The sequence below is a fragment of the Candidatus Hydrogenedens sp. genome, assembly GCA_035361075.1.
Taxonomy (GTDB): domain Bacteria; phylum Hydrogenedentota; class Hydrogenedentia; order Hydrogenedentales; family Hydrogenedentaceae; genus Hydrogenedens.
Genome location: DAOSBX010000006.1, coordinates 1 through 16,831 on the forward strand (window position 1 = coordinate 1; position 16,831 = coordinate 16,831).

The 16,831-nt window shown below is 36.0% G+C and carries 15 protein-coding genes and 1 pseudogene; 9 read left to right on the forward strand and 7 right to left on the reverse strand.

The annotated features are described in order from the left end of the window. Nucleotides 1–593 precede the first annotated feature (593 nt). The 5 genes from PLJ10_02905 to PLJ10_02925 all read left to right on the forward strand — a co-directional run bounded on the left by PLJ10_02905 (nucleotide 594) and on the right by PLJ10_02925 (nucleotide 6,518). Nucleotides 594–1,145, forward strand: a complete 552-nt coding sequence (locus tag PLJ10_02905; GenBank protein ID HOK08590.1) for a D-lyxose/D-mannose family sugar isomerase — start codon at nucleotides 594–596, stop codon at nucleotides 1,143–1,145. A 520-nt stretch (nucleotides 1,146–1,665) separates the two neighbouring features. Next, nucleotides 1,666–3,456 (forward strand): NADH-ubiquinone oxidoreductase-F iron-sulfur binding region domain-containing protein, encoded by a 1,791-nt coding sequence (locus PLJ10_02910; protein ID HOK08591.1) that lies wholly within the window; start codon nucleotides 1,666–1,668, stop codon nucleotides 3,454–3,456. A gap of 24 nt (nucleotides 3,457–3,480) precedes the next feature. Then, entirely contained in the window at nucleotides 3,481–5,259 is a 1,779-nt protein-coding gene (locus PLJ10_02915; protein HOK08592.1) for an NADH-dependent [FeFe] hydrogenase, group A6, read from the forward strand. Continuing rightward, nucleotides 5,259–5,810: an NADH-quinone oxidoreductase subunit NuoE gene (nuoE, locus tag PLJ10_02920; GenBank protein ID HOK08593.1), complete on the forward strand. Its 552-nt coding sequence runs from the start codon at nucleotides 5,259–5,261 to the stop codon at nucleotides 5,808–5,810. Before PLJ10_02915 ends, nuoE begins: the two co-directional genes overlap by 1 nt. A 6-nt stretch (nucleotides 5,811–5,816) precedes the next feature. Then, entirely contained in the window at nucleotides 5,817–6,518 is a 702-nt protein-coding gene (locus tag PLJ10_02925) for a 6-phosphogluconolactonase (protein ID HOK08594.1), read from the forward strand. Nucleotides 6,519–6,603: 85 nt separating this feature from the next. Here PLJ10_02925 and PLJ10_02930 read toward each other — a convergent pair whose 3' ends face one another. Beyond that, nucleotides 6,604–7,656, reverse strand: a complete 1,053-nt coding sequence (locus PLJ10_02930; protein ID HOK08595.1) for a saccharopine dehydrogenase NADP-binding domain-containing protein — start codon at nucleotides 7,654–7,656, stop codon at nucleotides 6,604–6,606. A gap of 82 nt (nucleotides 7,657–7,738) precedes the next feature. Between PLJ10_02930 and PLJ10_02935 the strand changes: the two genes are divergently transcribed. Further along, nucleotides 7,739–8,530: an SAM-dependent chlorinase/fluorinase gene (locus tag PLJ10_02935; GenBank protein ID HOK08596.1), complete on the forward strand. Its 792-nt coding sequence runs from the start codon at nucleotides 7,739–7,741 to the stop codon at nucleotides 8,528–8,530. Here PLJ10_02935 and PLJ10_02940 read toward each other — a convergent pair. Beyond that, nucleotides 8,527–9,486 carry a hypothetical protein gene (locus PLJ10_02940; GenBank protein HOK08597.1) on the reverse strand — a complete coding sequence of 320 codons (960 nt, stop codon included), beginning with the start codon at nucleotides 9,484–9,486 and terminating at the stop codon, nucleotides 8,527–8,529. The genes PLJ10_02935 and PLJ10_02940 overlap by 4 nt on opposite strands. A 93-nt stretch (nucleotides 9,487–9,579) precedes the next feature. Between PLJ10_02940 and PLJ10_02945 the strand changes: the two genes are divergently transcribed. Next, on the forward strand, nucleotides 9,580–10,935 hold the full coding sequence (locus PLJ10_02945; protein ID HOK08598.1) for an FAD-dependent oxidoreductase: 1,356 nt from the start codon (nucleotides 9,580–9,582) through the stop codon (nucleotides 10,933–10,935). A gap of 5 nt (nucleotides 10,936–10,940) precedes the next feature. Here PLJ10_02945 and PLJ10_02950 read toward each other — a convergent pair whose 3' ends face one another. Continuing rightward, complete coding sequence (locus PLJ10_02950; protein ID HOK08599.1) at nucleotides 10,941–11,363, reverse strand: response regulator; 423 nt, start codon at nucleotides 11,361–11,363, stop codon at nucleotides 10,941–10,943. Nucleotides 11,364–11,450: 87 nt separating this feature from the next. On the opposite strand from PLJ10_02950, the gene PLJ10_02955 reads away from it, so the two are divergent. Beyond that, nucleotides 11,451–12,659 carry a hypothetical protein gene (locus PLJ10_02955; protein ID HOK08600.1) on the forward strand — a complete coding sequence of 403 codons (1,209 nt, stop codon included), beginning with the start codon at nucleotides 11,451–11,453 and terminating at the stop codon, nucleotides 12,657–12,659. A gap of 69 nt (nucleotides 12,660–12,728) precedes the next feature. Continuing rightward, nucleotides 12,729–13,250: a flavodoxin gene (locus PLJ10_02960; protein HOK08601.1), complete on the forward strand. Its 522-nt coding sequence runs from the start codon at nucleotides 12,729–12,731 to the stop codon at nucleotides 13,248–13,250. A gap of 9 nt (nucleotides 13,251–13,259) precedes the next feature. Here the strand turns inward: PLJ10_02960 and PLJ10_02965 are convergent, their stop codons facing one another. The 4 genes and pseudogenes from PLJ10_02965 to aroA form a co-directional block, all read right to left on the reverse strand. Further along, the gene (locus tag PLJ10_02965) at nucleotides 13,260–13,703 is read right to left on the reverse strand and encodes a hypothetical protein (GenBank protein ID HOK08602.1); all 444 of its coding nucleotides are present in this window, start codon (nucleotides 13,701–13,703) and stop codon (nucleotides 13,260–13,262) included. A gap of 69 nt (nucleotides 13,704–13,772) precedes the next feature. After that, complete coding sequence (aroC, locus tag PLJ10_02970) at nucleotides 13,773–14,903, reverse strand: chorismate synthase (GenBank protein ID HOK08603.1); 1,131 nt, start codon at nucleotides 14,901–14,903, stop codon at nucleotides 13,773–13,775. 6 nt (nucleotides 14,904–14,909) lie between these two features. Further along, nucleotides 14,910–15,404 (reverse strand): annotated as a pseudogene (locus PLJ10_02975) (shikimate kinase). Nucleotides 15,405–15,431: 27 nt separating this feature from the next. Then, nucleotides 15,432–16,727, reverse strand: coding sequence for a 3-phosphoshikimate 1-carboxyvinyltransferase (aroA, locus tag PLJ10_02980; GenBank protein HOK08604.1), 1,296 nt, complete (start codon nucleotides 16,725–16,727; stop codon nucleotides 15,432–15,434). Nucleotides 16,728–16,831 lie beyond the last annotated feature (104 nt).

The window sequence follows — 16,831 nt, forward strand, 5'->3', positions numbered from 1 at the left end:
TACTGCCCCGGAATTATAAAGTAGCACAAATATTTTTGCCTGTGGGAAATTATTACATAATACAGCGGGGACAGACTTGCAATTGAAAGGATAGATTTCATGTTAACATTTATTTCTTAGGGGAGCAGGGATGCTCCCGATACGTTATACTTTTAGAAAAGAAATAAACCACAGAGGACATGGAGGTACATGGAGGAGCACAGAGAGGAAAGAGTAAAAACAATTCAGTGCTTTTTTGCATCTGGGGTTGTAATTATCCCCTAAAAATTTATTAAATTCTCTGTGAAAACTCTGTGATTAAATATTTATTTTCCTTGTGTAATTGTAAAAGTAAAAGACACGGGCAGGGGTGTCTGTGTTACTTTTTTATTGGGGTAGATGATGGAATTCTTTTATTGATATTATGATAAAATATTTATTCAGTCAATAGGAATGTTAAAGTAGTTTAAAACACAGGTAGGGTTTTTGAGGCAGTTTTTGTAGAAATAGGTTCTTATTGATGTTTTCATTCGTTTTTAATTTATAATTTAATGACGTTATTTTTTTATATTACATTTGTTAAAAGGTTATAATTTTACATAAAGGAGAATTTTATGTTGTCAAAGGATAAGATTGATTATTATTGTAAGAATGTTATTGAGCTATTAAATAAGGCTCAAATAGTTATAACTAAGGATGAAGAGGATAAAATTGAAATTGCTGAATTTGGATTAGGGCGATTTGAGGAAATAGGATTGGCAATTATTACCTATGTTAATAATGAACGGTATTGTGCTAAAGAATTGATTATGTTCCCGTGGATGATATGTCCAGAACATAAACATCCACCTGTTGAAAATGACCCTGGGAAAATGGAAACTTTTCGTTGTCGTTGGGGTAAAGTGTATTTATATACAGAAGGAGAACCAACAAGACATCCTAAAGCAAAAATACCAGAAGATAAACAAGATTATTTTACGGTTTGGCATGAAATAGAGTTACATCCGGGTGAGCAGTACACACTACCACCGAACACATTACATTGGTTCCAAGCAGGAGAAGAAGGAGCAATTATATCCGAATTTTCAAGTACCAGTCGAGATGAATCGGATATATTTACAGACCCATTTATAATAAGAGTTGACAAAGGACAAATCGTTAAATGATTCACAAATTATGCTATTTATTGTATGTCATATAGTTAGGTTGAAAATAGGATTTCAAATTTGTTATAATATGTTCGAATAAATTTTGAAGGATAAACTATAAAAACAATTTATATAAGAAAGATGTTATATGAATAGTGTAAACAATAATTATGAAGCACTTTTTAAGAAAGCCGAAGAATTTCGAAATTCTTTGGGTTATGGAGAAAAAATTCGAGTTCGTGTAGGTTCTGCGACCTGCGAACATGCGGCAGGTTCTCAGGTTGTATATGAGGAATTTCAGAAACACATTGCATCTTCTGGAAGGCCAGATATAATCTTAGAAAAGACGGGTTGCACAGGTAGATGTAGTTGTGAACCGATAGTTGGTGTATTTATACCGGGCAAATTACCTGTAAAATACCAGTTAGTAAAACGGGATACGGTTCATAGAATTTTTATGGATCACATCATCGGCGGGAAAATAGTTCATGAACATTTATTGGACAAGACTCCTGATTCTTGTAAATATCATGTTTTGATGTGTGACGGTTCTGGTTGTGGTGGTGCATTAGAGAGTGGTTTAAGGTTTCAATTTGAAATGAAACTTGCAGAATCTGGATTAAAACCTGATGAGGTATGGCTGACCCATATTGGTTGTTTAGGTTTTTGCACAATAAGAGAGAAAAAGGAACAAACAGTTCAGGTTATGGTTCGACCTGATAATGTTATATATAAGCTCAAAACTATAAAGGATGCAGAGGAAATTATAGAGAATCATTTTAAGGAAGGTAAAGTGGTTCAACATCTGGTTGTAAAAGAAAAGCCAATAAGTCAGAGGTTTTATAATTTATATGGAGATGTAGCATTCTTTAATAAACAAACACGTGTGGCTTTACGAAATGCAGGTGTTGTAAATCCGGAAAACATATATGATTATATTCATTATAAAGGATTCCTTGCATTAAAGGAAGTCTTAGAAAAAGACGATCCTGAATGGGTAGTGAAACAAATAACGGAATCCAAATTGAGGGGGAGAGGTGGAGGTGGTTTCCCCACAGGTATGAAGTGGTCAAGTGCACGTAAAGCAAAAGAGAAAATCCGTTATATTATTTGCAATGCGGATGAAGGTGACCCTGGTGCATTTATGGACCGTAGTATGTTAGAGTCCGACCCATTTAGTATAGTTGAGGGGATGATAATAGGGGGTTTTGCTATAGGGGCACAAAAAGGTTATTTTTATATTCGTGCGGAGTATCCTTTAGCGGTAGAACGAATAAATAACGCTATTGAAGAGTGTAGAAGACATAATTTATTAGGGCAAAACATATTAGGTAGTACTTTTAATTTTGATCTTGAAATCCGTTTAGGTGCAGGAGCCTTTGTATGTGGTGAGGAAACTGCTTTAATTCACTCTATAGAAGGGGAACGTGGCCAACCTCGTGTTAGACCTCCTTATCCGACAGAGAGTGGACTATGGGGCAAACCTACGGTAATTAATAATGTAGAGACCTTTGCTAACGTTCCGCCTATCATTGTTTACGGACCTGAATGGTTTTCACAGATAGGGACAAGTCGAAGTGGAGGGACAAAAGTATTTGCACTTGCTGGAAAAATTCAGAGGACTGGGCTTGTGGAAGTTCCCATGGGCACAACATTACGGAATATAGTATATGGGGTAGGAGGGGGACCTGCGGGAGGTAAAAAAGCCAAAGCCATACAAACTGGAGGACCTGCGGGTGGTTGTATACCTGAAAAATATTTTGATACCCCTGTAGATTTTGATACGTTAGGGAAATTAGGTTCAATCATGGGTAGTGGCGGTATGATTGTATTGGACGAGGATGATTGCATGGTTGATGTGGCAAAATTCTATATGGAATTTTGTCAGGATGAATCTTGTGGCAAATGCACACCTTGTAGAGAGGGAACTAAACGGATATTAGAAATTCTTATCAGAATTACAGAAGGAAAAGGCACAGAGGAAGATTTAGAAAAGTTAGAGCGACTTGCCAAGTTAGTTAAAAAATCATCTCTATGCGGATTGGGTAGAGCAGCACCTAACCCTGTATTGAGTACTTTAACCTATTTTAAGGAAGAATACTTAGCCCATGTCAGAGATAAAAAATGTCCATCTCGGAAGTGTCGTTCACTGATTCATTATGAAATAGATCCAGAGAAATGTGTGGGTTGCACAATGTGTGCTAAGAATTGTCCTGTGCAATGTATTACAGGGGAGCGAAAAGAAGTGCATGTGATTGATATTGCAAAATGTATCAAATGTGGTAGATGCTTTGAAGTTTGTAGATTTAAAGCTGTGAAAAAACTTTAATAAAGATAAATCAAGGATTTGTATATGAATAAACCTAAAATAAAAGAAGTAAAAACGATAAATATAAAGATTGATGATAGAGACGTGTCCGTTCCTGAAGGAACAACCGTCATGGAAGCGGCGGAAAAGATTGGGATTCAGATACCTCGTTTATGCTACCACCCCGATTTAAGTTTACAGGGCTCCTGTCGTGTATGTATTGTTGAGGTTAAGGGTTTTGATTTTTACATGACTTCCTGTAGTACAAAGGTATGGGAAGGAATGGAGATTAAGACGAACAGCCCTGAAATTCGTCGAGCAAGAAGAGATATTGTTGAATTACTATTAGACAACCATCCACAAGATTGCCAGACCTGTGAACGGGATGGGAATTGTGAACTTCAAAATTTGTCTTATTCGTTAGGTGTTCGTGAAAGGTTGTTTTCTGGAGAACGAAAGCGTTTTCCAGAAGATAAAAGAAGTAAATCTGTTGTTCGAGTTCCAGAAAAATGTATTTTATGTGGACGGTGTGTCCGTGTTTGTGCGGAAGTTCAAGGGGTCTATAATTTAAGTCAACATGGAAGAGGTTTTAATACCCAAGTGATGCCTGCACATGGTTCAGCCATGGATGAATCTGTATGTATCCAGTGCGGGCAATGTATAATGGTATGCCCTGTAGCCGCTTTCATAGAACAATCCCATACGGAGAAGGTATGGAATGCGTTGGCAGACCCGAAGAAACATGTTGTCATACAAACAGCGCCTTCCATTCGTGCGGCGATAGGTGAAGGTTTTGGTATGGAGCCTGGAACTCCGGCCACTGGAAAAATGGTAACTGCACTCCGCTTACTTGGTTTTGATGCTATTTTTGATACAAATTTTGGAGCGGATTTAACAATAGTCGAAGAAGCCACTGAGTTTTTGAAGAGAATACAGAAAAAAGAAAGACTTCCTCTTTTAACAAGTTGTTCGCCTGGATGGATAAACTTTTTAGAAAAATTTTATCCTGAGATGATTCCCTTTGCATCAACTTGCAGAAGCCCTATGAGTATGACTTCTGTTCTATTAAAAACATATTATGCGGAGAAGATAAAGAAAGACCCGAAAGATGTTTTTGTTGTAGCGGTGATGCCCTGCGTTGCTAAAAAGTATGAGGCAGACCGAGATGAGCATAAGATGGCTGATGGTACACCATATACAGATGCTGTTTTGACTACTCGGGAACTCATTTGGATGATAAAATGTTACGGAATTGATTTAAAAGATTTACCCGATAGTGAATTTGATAACCCCTTAGGCGAGTCCAGTGGTGCGGCTGATATTTTCGGCACAACTGGAGGTGTTATGGAAGCGGCATTACGAATGGCATGTGAAGTTCTAACTGGATTACCTCCGGAAAAGATGGAATTTACAGATGTTCGTGCTGTAGAAGGCTTAAGAGAAACAGAGGTTACATTTGGCAATTATAAGATTAATGTTGCGGTTTCTAACGGTTTAACAAATGCCAAAACGATTTTAAACAGAATCATATCAGGTGAAAAACAATACCATATTGTAGAGATTATGGCATGTCCGGGGGGATGTATTGGTGGTGGGGGACAACCTTATCCACCTGAAGGTTATCATTTCCTTGACCCTGAACTTTTAGCCAAAAGGGCACAGGCTCTGTATAAGATAGATAGTAATAAGAATATACGAAGTTCAAATCATAATCCATCAATTCAGCAGGTATATAGGGAATTTTTGGGAGCCCCAGGCAGTGAACGGGCTCACCAATTGTTACATACACACTACCACCCCAGATTACCGAGAGGAATACGATAATGTGTGCACATCAAAATATCCAACAAACAACAGATAATTGGAAGGAAGTTGAAGAATTTGCCAAAAAGGCACTTCCAGAACATATTGTTGAATTTATTGAAGAATGTAAAAAAGAAGACAATCCGGAAAGTAAATTAATCAAGATACTCCAATTGGTTCAGGAACATTATGGTTTTCTTGGAAAAACACAAATGGATGCGGTTGCCCAATTATTACAGGTACCCATGGCAAAAGTATCTGGAGTTGCTACCTTTTACCACTTTTTCCGTCTTGTTCCCCGAGGAAAATATCTTATTCGTGTTTGCCTTGGTACAGCCTGTTATGTAAAAGGAGCAGAACGGGTTGTAGATAAATTAAGAGAGGAACTCGGAATACAATTTGGAGAAACTACCAAAGATGGGTTATTCTCTCTTGAAGGAACACGATGCTTGGGATGTTGTGGTTTAGCACCTGTTGTCGAAATTAATGAGGAAATATTTGGACAAGTAACGCCAGACAAAATTCCTGCAATCCTTGAACGTTATTCTGAAAAAGAAACCGAGGCACAATAGAATCGTATGTTTGGTTTAAACGTATGTTCCACATACGAAGAAGTATGCAGAAATGCATTTGAACAGGTAGTTTTATCAGTAGGCAAAAATCCTAAAGCATTAATTTGCGTTGCAACGGGAGAAAGTCCTATTGGGGTTTATCGTTTATTTCCCGAGCACTCTGAATTATTTAGAAACATAAAAATATTAAAGTTGGATGAATGGGGTGGAATAAAACCTAATGACCCGTCTACATGTGAAACATATATAAAAGAGAATATCATCCAACCACTTGGAATAAATGACAAACAACTGTTAGGATTTCGAAGTGATGCGGGAAATCCTGAAGATGAATGTGAACGTATAAAAAGTATAATAAATCAATATAATGGTATTGACGTATGTATTTTAGGGGTTGGAGTAGATGGACATATTGGATTAAACTATCCTGCGGATACAATAATTCCAGAGGCTCACATTGTACCTGCTCATTATCTAACTCATTCTATGCTTAATAAAGCTCAAGAAAAACCTACACACGGTTATACACTTGGGTTCAAGGAAATATTAAATTCAAAAGAAATTATTTTAATAGTAAAGGGGACATCAAAGAAAGAGACGTTAAAATTGTTATTGAAAGGTGAAATTACCACCCATTTTCCAGCATCTTTGCTATTATTATCAAAGAATTTTACAGTATATTGTGATAAGGATGCGTATGGGGAATAGTCTTTAATGGATGGGTCAGACACGTCGGACATATCAGACGTGTCGGACATGTTGGACGTGTCTGACAAAAGGAAGGTTTTGAATTTTATTCGTTAATGTCCCAACGTTTAACATTGGGTAGTTCTAATGCAAGGTTATAGCCATAGGCAAGGGAAGGTGTTTGAAAACCTGATTTATAGTCATTGTTTAATATTTTTTTAGCAATAAGGACACTTGAACTTGCAGTCAGGTCATAGCCATCAGGTGTTTTCATCCCAGCTTTTTTACAAATACCTTTCTCATTTTTAACTTCTCCCCATAAGAGGGCAATATTTTTTGCTCTTTCTTCTGAGGATGGACCTCCTTCGGGAATACGGTTCTTTAGGAAATTTTGTATTGGTTCTGTCCCTATAATGTTTTGTGTTACTTTAATTCCCTGCAACATAAAACTCATCCCTTTAGATATAGCCATATAAACTTCTATATTGGGAATTTGTGTGGAGTAATATGCAGTACTTACATCACCCCATGGGATAGTTACACATAGTTTTGTTTCTTCACCAAAGTTAATTTTTATTTTTTTGTAGGCAGGTGGGACAGATAGAAGTTTGCCATCTTTTCTTATTTGTCCACCTTTTCCCATGCTTTCAATTGCAGTTAACATTGTTCCATGGGATGGACGCCCCGTGGTATAAAATGCAAGAGACAAATGGGTTGCATCGGGTAATAATGATTTAAGATAAGAGGCAAGACAATCGCTGGGGACAACATCATAACCACTGCCTGGTAGGAGCATAATGTTTTTAGCCTTTGCCTCCGAATCTTTGGTTGCAATCCATTCAAATACATCAATTTCTCCCGTAATATCAATATAATGTGTTCCTGCTTCAAGACATGCTAATACCATATTTTTTGCAGTATATTGAAATGGTCCTGCGGAATGAATAACGACATGGATATTGTCTAAATTATTTACAATATCGTTTACATTATCAATAGAAAAAGCACGATATTCTATATTGTATTTTTGAGAAACTTCTTTTAATTTGGTCTCATTTCTTCCTGCAATAATAATGGGTAATTGCTGTTTTATGCATTCATCAAGAATTAACAAACCTGTATATCCATAGGCACCGTATATTAAAATCTTGTTCTTCATAAAAGTATCCTTTCTGTTCTAAACGTTTTGTCTATACTATAATATAAAATACAAACGTTTAGATTCTTTTTAGGAATGGACTATGGAAAAAATAAAACATATTACATTGCTTACTGACTTTGGAAATAAGGACCCTTACGTTGCCGAGATAAAAGGGGTGTTGTTTTCTGCATTACCAAATATATCTATAATTGATTTGTCTCATGAAATTAGTCCACAAAATATAATAGAAGGGGCTTTATTTTTAGAACGAATGTGGGAATATTGGCAAATACCTTCGATCCACATAGCAATAATAGATCCAGGGGTAGGAACGGAGCGAAGGATTTTATTAATTCATGAAAATCAAAAGTTTTTGATATGTCCTGACAATGGTGTGGCAACATTTGTAATAAAGAACAAACATGCAGAGGCTCGTCATGTAACATATTTTGAAACTGCCAATCAACTTATAAGCAATACATTTCATGGTAGGGATATTATGGCACCTCTTGCTATTCAGTTAGCCAGAGGTGGAAATTGTGAGGACTTTGGACACATTGTTGATGATTTTCAGCTTATTCACATTCCTTGTGTTGATATAAAAGATAATTATATCTATGGTGAAGTAATACATATAGACCATTTTGGTAATGCTGTTACGAATATAAAGAGAGAACATTTACAGGGTTGTACTCCTTTATACGCAAGGATAAAAGGTGGTTTAAAAAAGATTCCTTTTTCGTCAAGTTATGGAAAAGTATGTATAGGACAAGCATTATGTTTATTTGGAAGTGGAAATCGCTTAGAAATAGCAGTAAACTGTGGTTCTGCGGAAAAACAACTTAAAGTAAAAATAGGTACTAAGATATTACTTATATTAAATAGAGATTAACTTCTCCATGGCCGTGTTCTGTTAACATTCTCAACGGCTTTCTTCGCAATTTGTACGTCTTGTTCTATCTCGAAATCAAACATACCTGCTAAAATGTGGTCAGCACCATTATTAAAGACATAAGGAAAAGCATCCTCTGGAGGGATGGCACCTGCGGACATAACCTTAAACGCTATCCATGGTACCTCAACATCCTTCATAACCTGGATAGTTTCTTCTGGTTCTTTGCACCAATAGCCAGGAATTTCTGCATAAGGTTCGATTAATTGCTCCTTTTTGGGCCCTGTAGGATAATTATGATGATGAAATGTTTTAATATAAAAATCGGGTTCTATTTTTTCTTTTTCACACACCTTGATAACTTCGAGGTCATGTGCCCCTATTCCAGAAGGTAGTGCGTTTTCTTTTCCCAATTCTACTGCCTTTTTAATTACAGAGATTTTTTTCTCACGAACTAATCTGTCTGCGGTCACACCCCAAAGGTAGAGAGCATCTAACCCAATGTCTATGAGTTGTTTTACCTGTTCTTTATATAAATCAAAATCTGCATCTGGATAAGCGGTTGGGCAGACTATCCATTGTATTTTTCCACCTTTTTTAAATCGATAGTCTTCGAGGACTTTTAATATTTCAGGAACAGTATGAATAACAAGAGTGTTAATACCATGTTTTTCTGCTAATTGCATCGTTTCCATTATTTTTTCAGGAGTATTGTAATGAGCACAAAGATTGTAAACATATTTTAGGTCGCGACTATGTGTAAAATGAGTTAGCAAATTACCACCTAAAAGTAAACGGCTTACTTTTAAGCCACGAATGGTTCCATAAGGCAAAGAAGAGGTGCTGTCATTTTTATCTTCAGATGCATTTGTTAGAGATGACAAAGACATTACAGTTGTTGAAGTTGCTAATGTTGTAGTAAGAAATCTACGTCTATTTAATTTGTATCTATTCATAATGCAACTCCTAATATATAGGTTATTCTCATGTATAATTATTTGATTTATTAATAATAACAAAATCTACAACAATATAGGAATTTCATTTACATGGAAAGGAATTATCGAATAGCAATTATAGGTAGTGGTCCAAGTGGATTTTTCTCTGCGGAACATCTTTTAAGGTTGAATCCTAATTGTGAAGTGGATATGTATGAACGCTATCCAGACCCTTTTGGACTTGTTAGACGAGGTGTTGCTCCAGATAGTCAAAACATTAGAAATGTCTCTAAAGCCTTTGACGAAATTGCAAAGAATCCCAGATTTATTTATTTTGGCAATGTTGATGTTGGGATAGATGTATCCTTAAATGAGTTACGTCCATTTTATGACGCAATAATCCTTGCTTGTGGGATGGAAACCAGTCAACGGCTTGGGATACCTGGAGAAGATTTGTATGGTTCTTATACTGCGAGCTCGATAGTTGGATGGTATAATTGTCATCCTGTATATCAATCTTTAGATATAAAACTTGATAGGGAACGTGTATTTATTATCGGTATGGGCAATGTAGCAATTGATGTGGCACGAATATTAACCAGACCAATAGAAGAACTTAAAGGGACAGATATTTCAGATAATGCATTGGAAACATTGAAAACAAGTAAGATTAAAGAAATATATATTGTTGGACGTAGAGGACCTGCACAAGTAAAATTTAAGGAAAATGAATTATTAACGTTAGGAGAAATAGGAGAAACTGATATATTAATTAATCCTGAAGAATTAATCTTAAACGAAGCCAGCGATGAAGAAGTAAAAGCAAGTCCATCATTACAAAGAATTATGGATATACTTAAAAGATTTTCTGAGACCAAACCAACAAGAAAAAGAAGGATATATTTCCTCTTTCTAAGAACACCTATACGAATTGAAGGGCAGGGGAGAGTTGAAAGAGTTCTATTTGAAAAAAATGTTTTGGAAGGTATGCCCAATAAGCAAAAAGCAACTGGCAGTGGGGAAATAGAGGTTCATGAGTGTGATTATATTATTTCGAGTATTGGTTATAGAGGAAATAAATTTCCAGGAGTCCCTTATGATGAAATGAAAGGAATTATACCTAACATTGCTGGCAGGGTTGTTAAAGAAGGAACAGTTATACATGGCTTATATGTAACAGGATGGATTAAACGAGGTCCAGTAGGATTGATTGGAAATAATAAACCTGACAGTTTGGAAACAGTTAAAAATTTATTGGCAGACCTACCTACACTACCGTTATGTGAGTATCCACAACGGAACAATCTTATCCAATATTTAAAAGATAAAGATATTAAATTTATAACTTATGAGGAATGGAAAAAATTAGACCAATATGAACTTGAACAGGGAGAGAAAGAAGGTAAAGTTCGAAAGCGTCTTTGTGACGTGGAAGAAATGCTAAAATTATTAAATAAAGTAAGATAGATATTTTATATACAACTTTTTTCTAATATTTTTTTGATAACATTAAGTAAATCGTCAGAATTAAATGGCTTATCTATGAAACTGTTGGGAGGAGGGACATCATATTCATTAGCAATTCTCTCTGCAGTCCAGCTATTACCTAACTCATAAGCGTTGACACCTGATAGAAAGACTATAGGAATTTTACACAAGAAAGGATGGGATTTAAATTCGACATATAACTGTATTCCACTTTCGTCTGGAAGCATAACATCAAAAATACATAAATCTGGCATTTCTTTCTCCGCAAGTGCTAACGCCTTATAGGCATATTCAGATGTAAGCACTTTTGCTCCTTCCGCCTCAAATAAAAATTTTAGAGAATTAGAAATATCAGGCTCATCTTCTAATATTAATATTTTTTTGTTTGCTAACACTTTGTCCGCCATTTTTTTACCTTCATTTTAATAAATATTTTATAATTTTATATTATATCTAATTTCTGCTCAAAAAAATAATTTAGAGGAGACTTTTGTATGATGACCAATTTTGAATTGTTCAAAATAAGAATTACTCTGATACAGTGTTTTTTGAAGGAAAATAACTATGAAGGGATTTTAATTTCGCGGGTTGATAATTTTGCAATGGCTACAGGTGGAAAACGGAATTATATATGGAAGTATACAGATATAGGGGCAAATTCACTTTTAGTAACTAAAGAGGGCAATGTTTTTTATGTTGGAAATAATGTCGAAGAATCAAGAATCATGGACGAAGAACTCAGTGAGTACCCATGTGAGAAAATAACTTTTTTATGGTTCGAATCGTCCCCTTCAGAGGCAGTAAAAAGGTATTTTAAGATAACTGATGAGAGTAGATGGGTGTCTGACGATGGAAGTTTAGGAAAAAATGTAAATAATGAACTCAGTGTTTTAAGAGCATTGTTGACAGAAACAGAATTAGAGAAATATAGGAATTTAGGTAGACTTGCTGGTGAAGCAATGGTTGAAACACTTAAAGAAATCCAGCAAGGTAGTAGTGAAACAGAGGTGGCAAGCCGTTTAGTATATGAAGGGCATAAGAGAGGGTGTCTTGTTCCTGTATCTTTAGTTGCAAGTGATGAACGAATAGAAAAATATAGACATCCTTTACCTACGGAGAATGCATTACTATCGGGTATTGGAAATAAGAAGATTAAAAATATAGTTATGGTGGTAGGCTGTTTTATGAAAGAAGGACTTGTAGTATCATTGACAAGATTCAAACAAGTAGGGCAAATAAGTGAAGAAATAAAAGATGCTTATAAAAGAATATGTGGGGTTGATGTTATGATACAGGAGGCAACACAACCAGAAAGGAGTTTAGGGGATGTTTTTATGGTATGTCAAAATGCATATAAGGTAATGGGATTCCCAGATAATGAATGGCATAATCATCATCAAGGGGGAGCAACGGGATATGCAGGTAGAACATGCAAGGGGAAACCTAATGAAACCTTTCCTGTATTAGATAAACATTATCCAGAATTATTAAAATCTTTTTTCGGCAAAGAGTTGCTATTTGGTTCTGCTTTTGCATGGAATCCCTCTGCAAAGGGTGTAAAATCAGAAGATACGTTCATTTTGTGCCCTGATGGCACGCAGGAAATAGTGAGTTCTACACCTGAACTTCCAGAAATTAACCTCTCAGATGTCTTAAAAAGAGATGTAATTATAAAAAAATCTGGAATTATGGTTGTTGACTAAACAAAATGAATCTCGTTAAAAAGAAATCTTTTCCGTTATTTTGGTGTTATATTATGCAGGTGAACTAAAATGAAAATATTAATATTATATGGAACTACAACAGGAAATACTGCATATGTCGCAGAAATTATTGCCTCAGCAATAAAAGGGCATAATATTGATATAAAAAATGTCTGTTCCTTTGATGTGGAAGAATTACAAACATACGATTTTATAATCATGGGGACGCCAACATGGGCTAATGGTGAAATACAGAAAGATTGGAAAAACTTTCTTCCGAAATTAAATGAACAAATGCTGAAAAATAAAATTATTGCATTGTTTGGATTAGGAGATAGTGCTTTATTTCCTGACCAATTTGCGAGTGGTATACGAGAATTATATGACAAAATAATCACTTGTAAGGCTGAAATTATTGGCTTTTGTGATATAGAAGGCTATAAATTTAATGATTCAAAGGCTGTTGTAGATGGGAAATTTTGCGGGCTAATCATTGATCAGGATAATGAGAGTAACATGACGGTTGATAGAGTATACAACTGGACTAAAAATCTTTTCACAGAGATTGACAAGAGAGAAGAGAGGGATTAAAAGTATAAATTAATTATCTCCAAAATATTTTTTGAAGAATTCTGGGTCGTCGATTGAATTTATTTCTTTTTCTATGAAGGTTTTTACATCATCTGCTGAGATGGGCTGTAATTGATTACCTGAAACAAGGTGCTGTTGATTTTTTTGTGTAGTAGGATAAATTTGTTTGCCTTCTTCTTCATGTTCGTAAAATTCATGAGAGGATTGTTCTTTGTCCAAATGTTTTATATCTGGCATAGCAAGTTCAAGAAACATTTCAACGATACTTGCTAAATGTTCTATCCTTTCTTTTCTTGACCCTTTTTCGATGATGTGGCGGTTGATGGGTATTGCTCTATTTCTGAATACAATACTGAATTCATGACATGCAGGGCAAGGAAGTATCATAACTACGTCTGGTGGTAATTTGCCTGAGCCTATTCTCTGTTTGTTGCAATGAGGACAAATAATCATAACAACTCCTCATTTGTTTATTACATGATAACAAACGAGGAGGTAGATTATCAAAAAGGCTGTTTATGTTTAAGGTTCACAAGGGTCACCCCACTTCTTCGCCCAATCAGGATTCAATCGAACTTGAACCATCCAAATATCTAAAATTGTTAATGCAGTCATATTTTCAATAACGGGGATAACTCTGGGGACAATGCAGGGGTCATGTCTGCCATGCACACGTATTTCCCTGTTGTTAAAATGAACATCCATTGTTTTTTGAGACTTTCCAATAGAGGAAGTTGGCTTAACAACAAGTCTTACAATAACAGGTTGTCCTGTACTAATGCCTCCTAAAATACCGCCAGCGTGATTTGTAAGGAATGAACCATTTTCCATAGCATCGTTTGATTCGCTACCTCGGAGCCGTGCTAATTGGAATCCATCGCCGAATTCAATACCTTTAATAGCACCGATACTTATTAGTGCTGATGCTAAACGTGAGTTTAATTTAGCAAAGATAGGGTCACCCAGACCAGGAGGTAGTCCATGAATTTCTAATTGGACAATTCCACCAACAGAATCTGCATCTTTTCGTGCTTTTAATATTTCTTCTTCCATAATCCTTGCGGAGTCAGGGTCAGAACAGCGAACTGGATTTTGTTCAATATTCTCAAAAGAACCTATCTTCTGAATTGGTTGCCCTGCAATTTCAACTGTGTGGGCAATAATTTTTACTCCTTTTCGTTCGAGTAGTTTTTTTGCAATAGCACCACATGCAACTCTACATGCTGTTTCTCTGCCAGAGGACCTTCCACCGCCTCGATGGTCTCGTATTCCATATTTCATGTAAAATGTAAAATCTGCATGTCCAGGACGGAAAACGTCTTTAAGTTCTTCATAATGCTGGGATTTATAATCCTCATTATAAATAATTAACGCAATAGGTGCACCTGTTGTTTTTCCTTCGAAAACACCAGAGAGGATATGAACCTTATCAGACTCTTTTCTTCGGGTAGTAATAGAACTTTGTCCTGGACGTCTTCTATCCAACTCTTTCTGAATATCCTCTTCAGAAATTTCGATACCTGGTTTAATTCCATCAAGAATAGCACCAATGGCTTTACCGTGACTTTCTCCGAACGTTGTCACACGGATAATTTCTCCAAATGTATTTGCAGAACGGGTATGAATTGCGAGTTCTTCACTAATTCGTCGCATTAATAGCTGAGCAATGTCAAAAGGGTCGCCAGATGTTGTATCGATTAATATATCAGCAAAGGGAAGTAGTATTTCCTCCCTAAAAGAGAGTTCATCAAAGTATTGTCTTTTAGGATTCTCGGAATTTAGCCAGGGGGGAATTCCATTTTTGGCTATTCTATCCCAGAGCACTTCTTTATCGGCTGTGAGGTATATTAATAATGCATTATGTCTTAGTTTTCTTCGATTGGGTGGGTGCAACATCATAGAACCACCAGTAATAATAAGGCACCAATCCATACTTGAAATTTTTTGTGCTATTTTTGCTTCCAAATCCCTAAAATAATCCCTACCTTTCTCTATAAAAATCTGCCTGCATGTCTTTTTTTCTTTTGTTATTTCATAATAATAATGTTCGATCATCTCATCTGTTTCAAAACAAGTTAATCCTGTTATTTCTGCAAGCTGTTTACCAATGGTAGTTTTTCCAGCACCTTTAGGCCCAAAAACGACTAATTTCAAAGATATCCTCCTTATTATAAGATTCTTTTATTGATTATTCTTATCTTCTAATATACGTGCATTTCCACCAATTTTTTGTAGGCAATCTAAGAATGTTGGAAATGTGATGTTTACAGATTCATAACCATCAATAATTGTTGTTCCAGGAAGCATTGTGCCAGCGATAGCTAAAGCCATAACAACACGGTGGTCCCCATGCCCATCTACATTTCCTGGGATCATGGAAGATTCTTCAATTTCTAAACCATCGGGTAATTCTTTTATTTTAGCCCCTAATTTGGATAGTTCTTCTCTCATCACAGAGATGCGGTCTGTTTCTTTTAACCGTGCCTGCGGAACGTTGAGGAGCCTTGTTTTCCCCGATGCAAAACATGCAAGAACAGCCATCATTGGTAAAGCGTCAGGGGTCGCATTTAAGTCTATATCGCAACCTTTTAATTGCTTAGCACTCACTTTTATACCACCATCATCTTCAACCGTGACATCAGCCCCCATTTGTTTTAAGTATTGCAATACCGCTTTATCTCCTTGAGTGTCATTAATATCCAGGCCTTGACAAATAACCTCATTATCAGGTAAAGCACCAGCAGATAAGAAAAAAGTTGCAGATGAAAAATCTCCAGGAATTTGTTTGTTAACAGTTTCATATTTTTGGCAACCGGGAATCGTGACATGTTTATATTCATTATCATACTGAAGTTGTATGCCATGTTCTTTAAGCCAATTAACCGTCATATCTACATACGGCTTCTCGTATAAAAGCGGAACATCAATATCGGTGTTATTCTCTGCTAATGGAGTGTTGATAAGCAATGAGGTAAGATATTGGCTTGACACTGCTTTTATAGAGGTATTACCACCTCTAATTTTCCCTTGAATAACAATAGGAGGTAAGTCATTATTTCTTGTGGAAACAACCTTAGCCCCCAAATTGTTTAATGAACCAATAAGAGGTCCAACGGGTCTTCTTCTAATTTGATAATCCCCTGTCATAACAATTAATCCCTGCTCGATAAGGGCAGAACTTCCTAATGCGATACACATAGTCGTCCCAGAATTGCCTACATCAATTACGTTGTCTGGTATTTCCCATTTTCCACCTTTCCCTTCTACAATCCATTGGTCGTTTTCTGTCACAATATGTACACCTAAACAGCGATACGTTTCGACCGCTGACATTGTATCCGCAGAAGCAAGTGGATACTTTATCACACTTTTCCCTTCAGCAAGCGAAGAGATAGCCACTGCTCTTATTGTATGTGATTTTGAAGCGGGTATTTTTACTGAACCTCTTAAATTTGAACCTTCCACAATAAGTTTCATACGACACCTCTATTATCCTTTTCTATTGGAACCATATTATAAAACAACTAAATTTCAGTAGTCATTTCTATTTTTTATATAATTGAGATTAAATATTAAGTTTA

Bases quoted from the DNA above. Each gene is read 5' to 3' on its own strand.
- PLJ10_02905 (HOK08590.1), top strand. From the start codon at position 594: ATGTTGTCAAAGGATAAGATTGATTATTATTGTAAGAATGTTATTGAG.
- PLJ10_02910 (HOK08591.1), top strand. From the start codon at position 1,666: ATGTGTGACGGTTCTGGTTGTGGTGGTGCATTAGAGAGTGGTTTAAGG.
- PLJ10_02915 (HOK08592.1), top strand. From the start codon at position 3,481: ATGAATAAACCTAAAATAAAAGAAGTAAAAACGATAAATATAAAGATT.
- nuoE (HOK08593.1), top strand. From the start codon at position 5,259: ATGTGTGCACATCAAAATATCCAACAAACAACAGATAATTGGAAGGAA.
- PLJ10_02925 (HOK08594.1), top strand. From the start codon at position 5,817: ATGTTTGGTTTAAACGTATGTTCCACATACGAAGAAGTATGCAGAAAT.
- PLJ10_02930 (HOK08595.1), bottom strand. From the start codon at position 7,656: ATGAAGAACAAGATTTTAATATACGGTGCCTATGGATATACAGGTTTG.
- PLJ10_02935 (HOK08596.1), top strand. From the start codon at position 7,739: ATGGAAAAAATAAAACATATTACATTGCTTACTGACTTTGGAAATAAG.
- PLJ10_02940 (HOK08597.1), bottom strand. From the start codon at position 9,486: ATGAATAGATACAAATTAAATAGACGTAGATTTCTTACTACAACATTA.
- PLJ10_02945 (HOK08598.1), top strand. From the start codon at position 9,580: ATGGAAAGGAATTATCGAATAGCAATTATAGGTAGTGGTCCAAGTGGA.
- PLJ10_02950 (HOK08599.1), bottom strand. From the start codon at position 11,363: ATGGCGGACAAAGTGTTAGCAAACAAAAAAATATTAATATTAGAAGAT.
- PLJ10_02955 (HOK08600.1), top strand. From the start codon at position 11,451: ATGATGACCAATTTTGAATTGTTCAAAATAAGAATTACTCTGATACAG.
- PLJ10_02960 (HOK08601.1), top strand. From the start codon at position 12,729: ATGAAAATATTAATATTATATGGAACTACAACAGGAAATACTGCATAT.
- PLJ10_02965 (HOK08602.1), bottom strand. From the start codon at position 13,703: ATGATTATTTGTCCTCATTGCAACAAACAGAGAATAGGCTCAGGCAAA.
- aroC (HOK08603.1), bottom strand. From the start codon at position 14,903: ATGCGACGAATTAGTGAAGAACTCGCAATTCATACCCGTTCTGCAAAT.
- aroA (HOK08604.1), bottom strand. From the start codon at position 16,727: ATGAAACTTATTGTGGAAGGTTCAAATTTAAGAGGTTCAGTAAAAATA.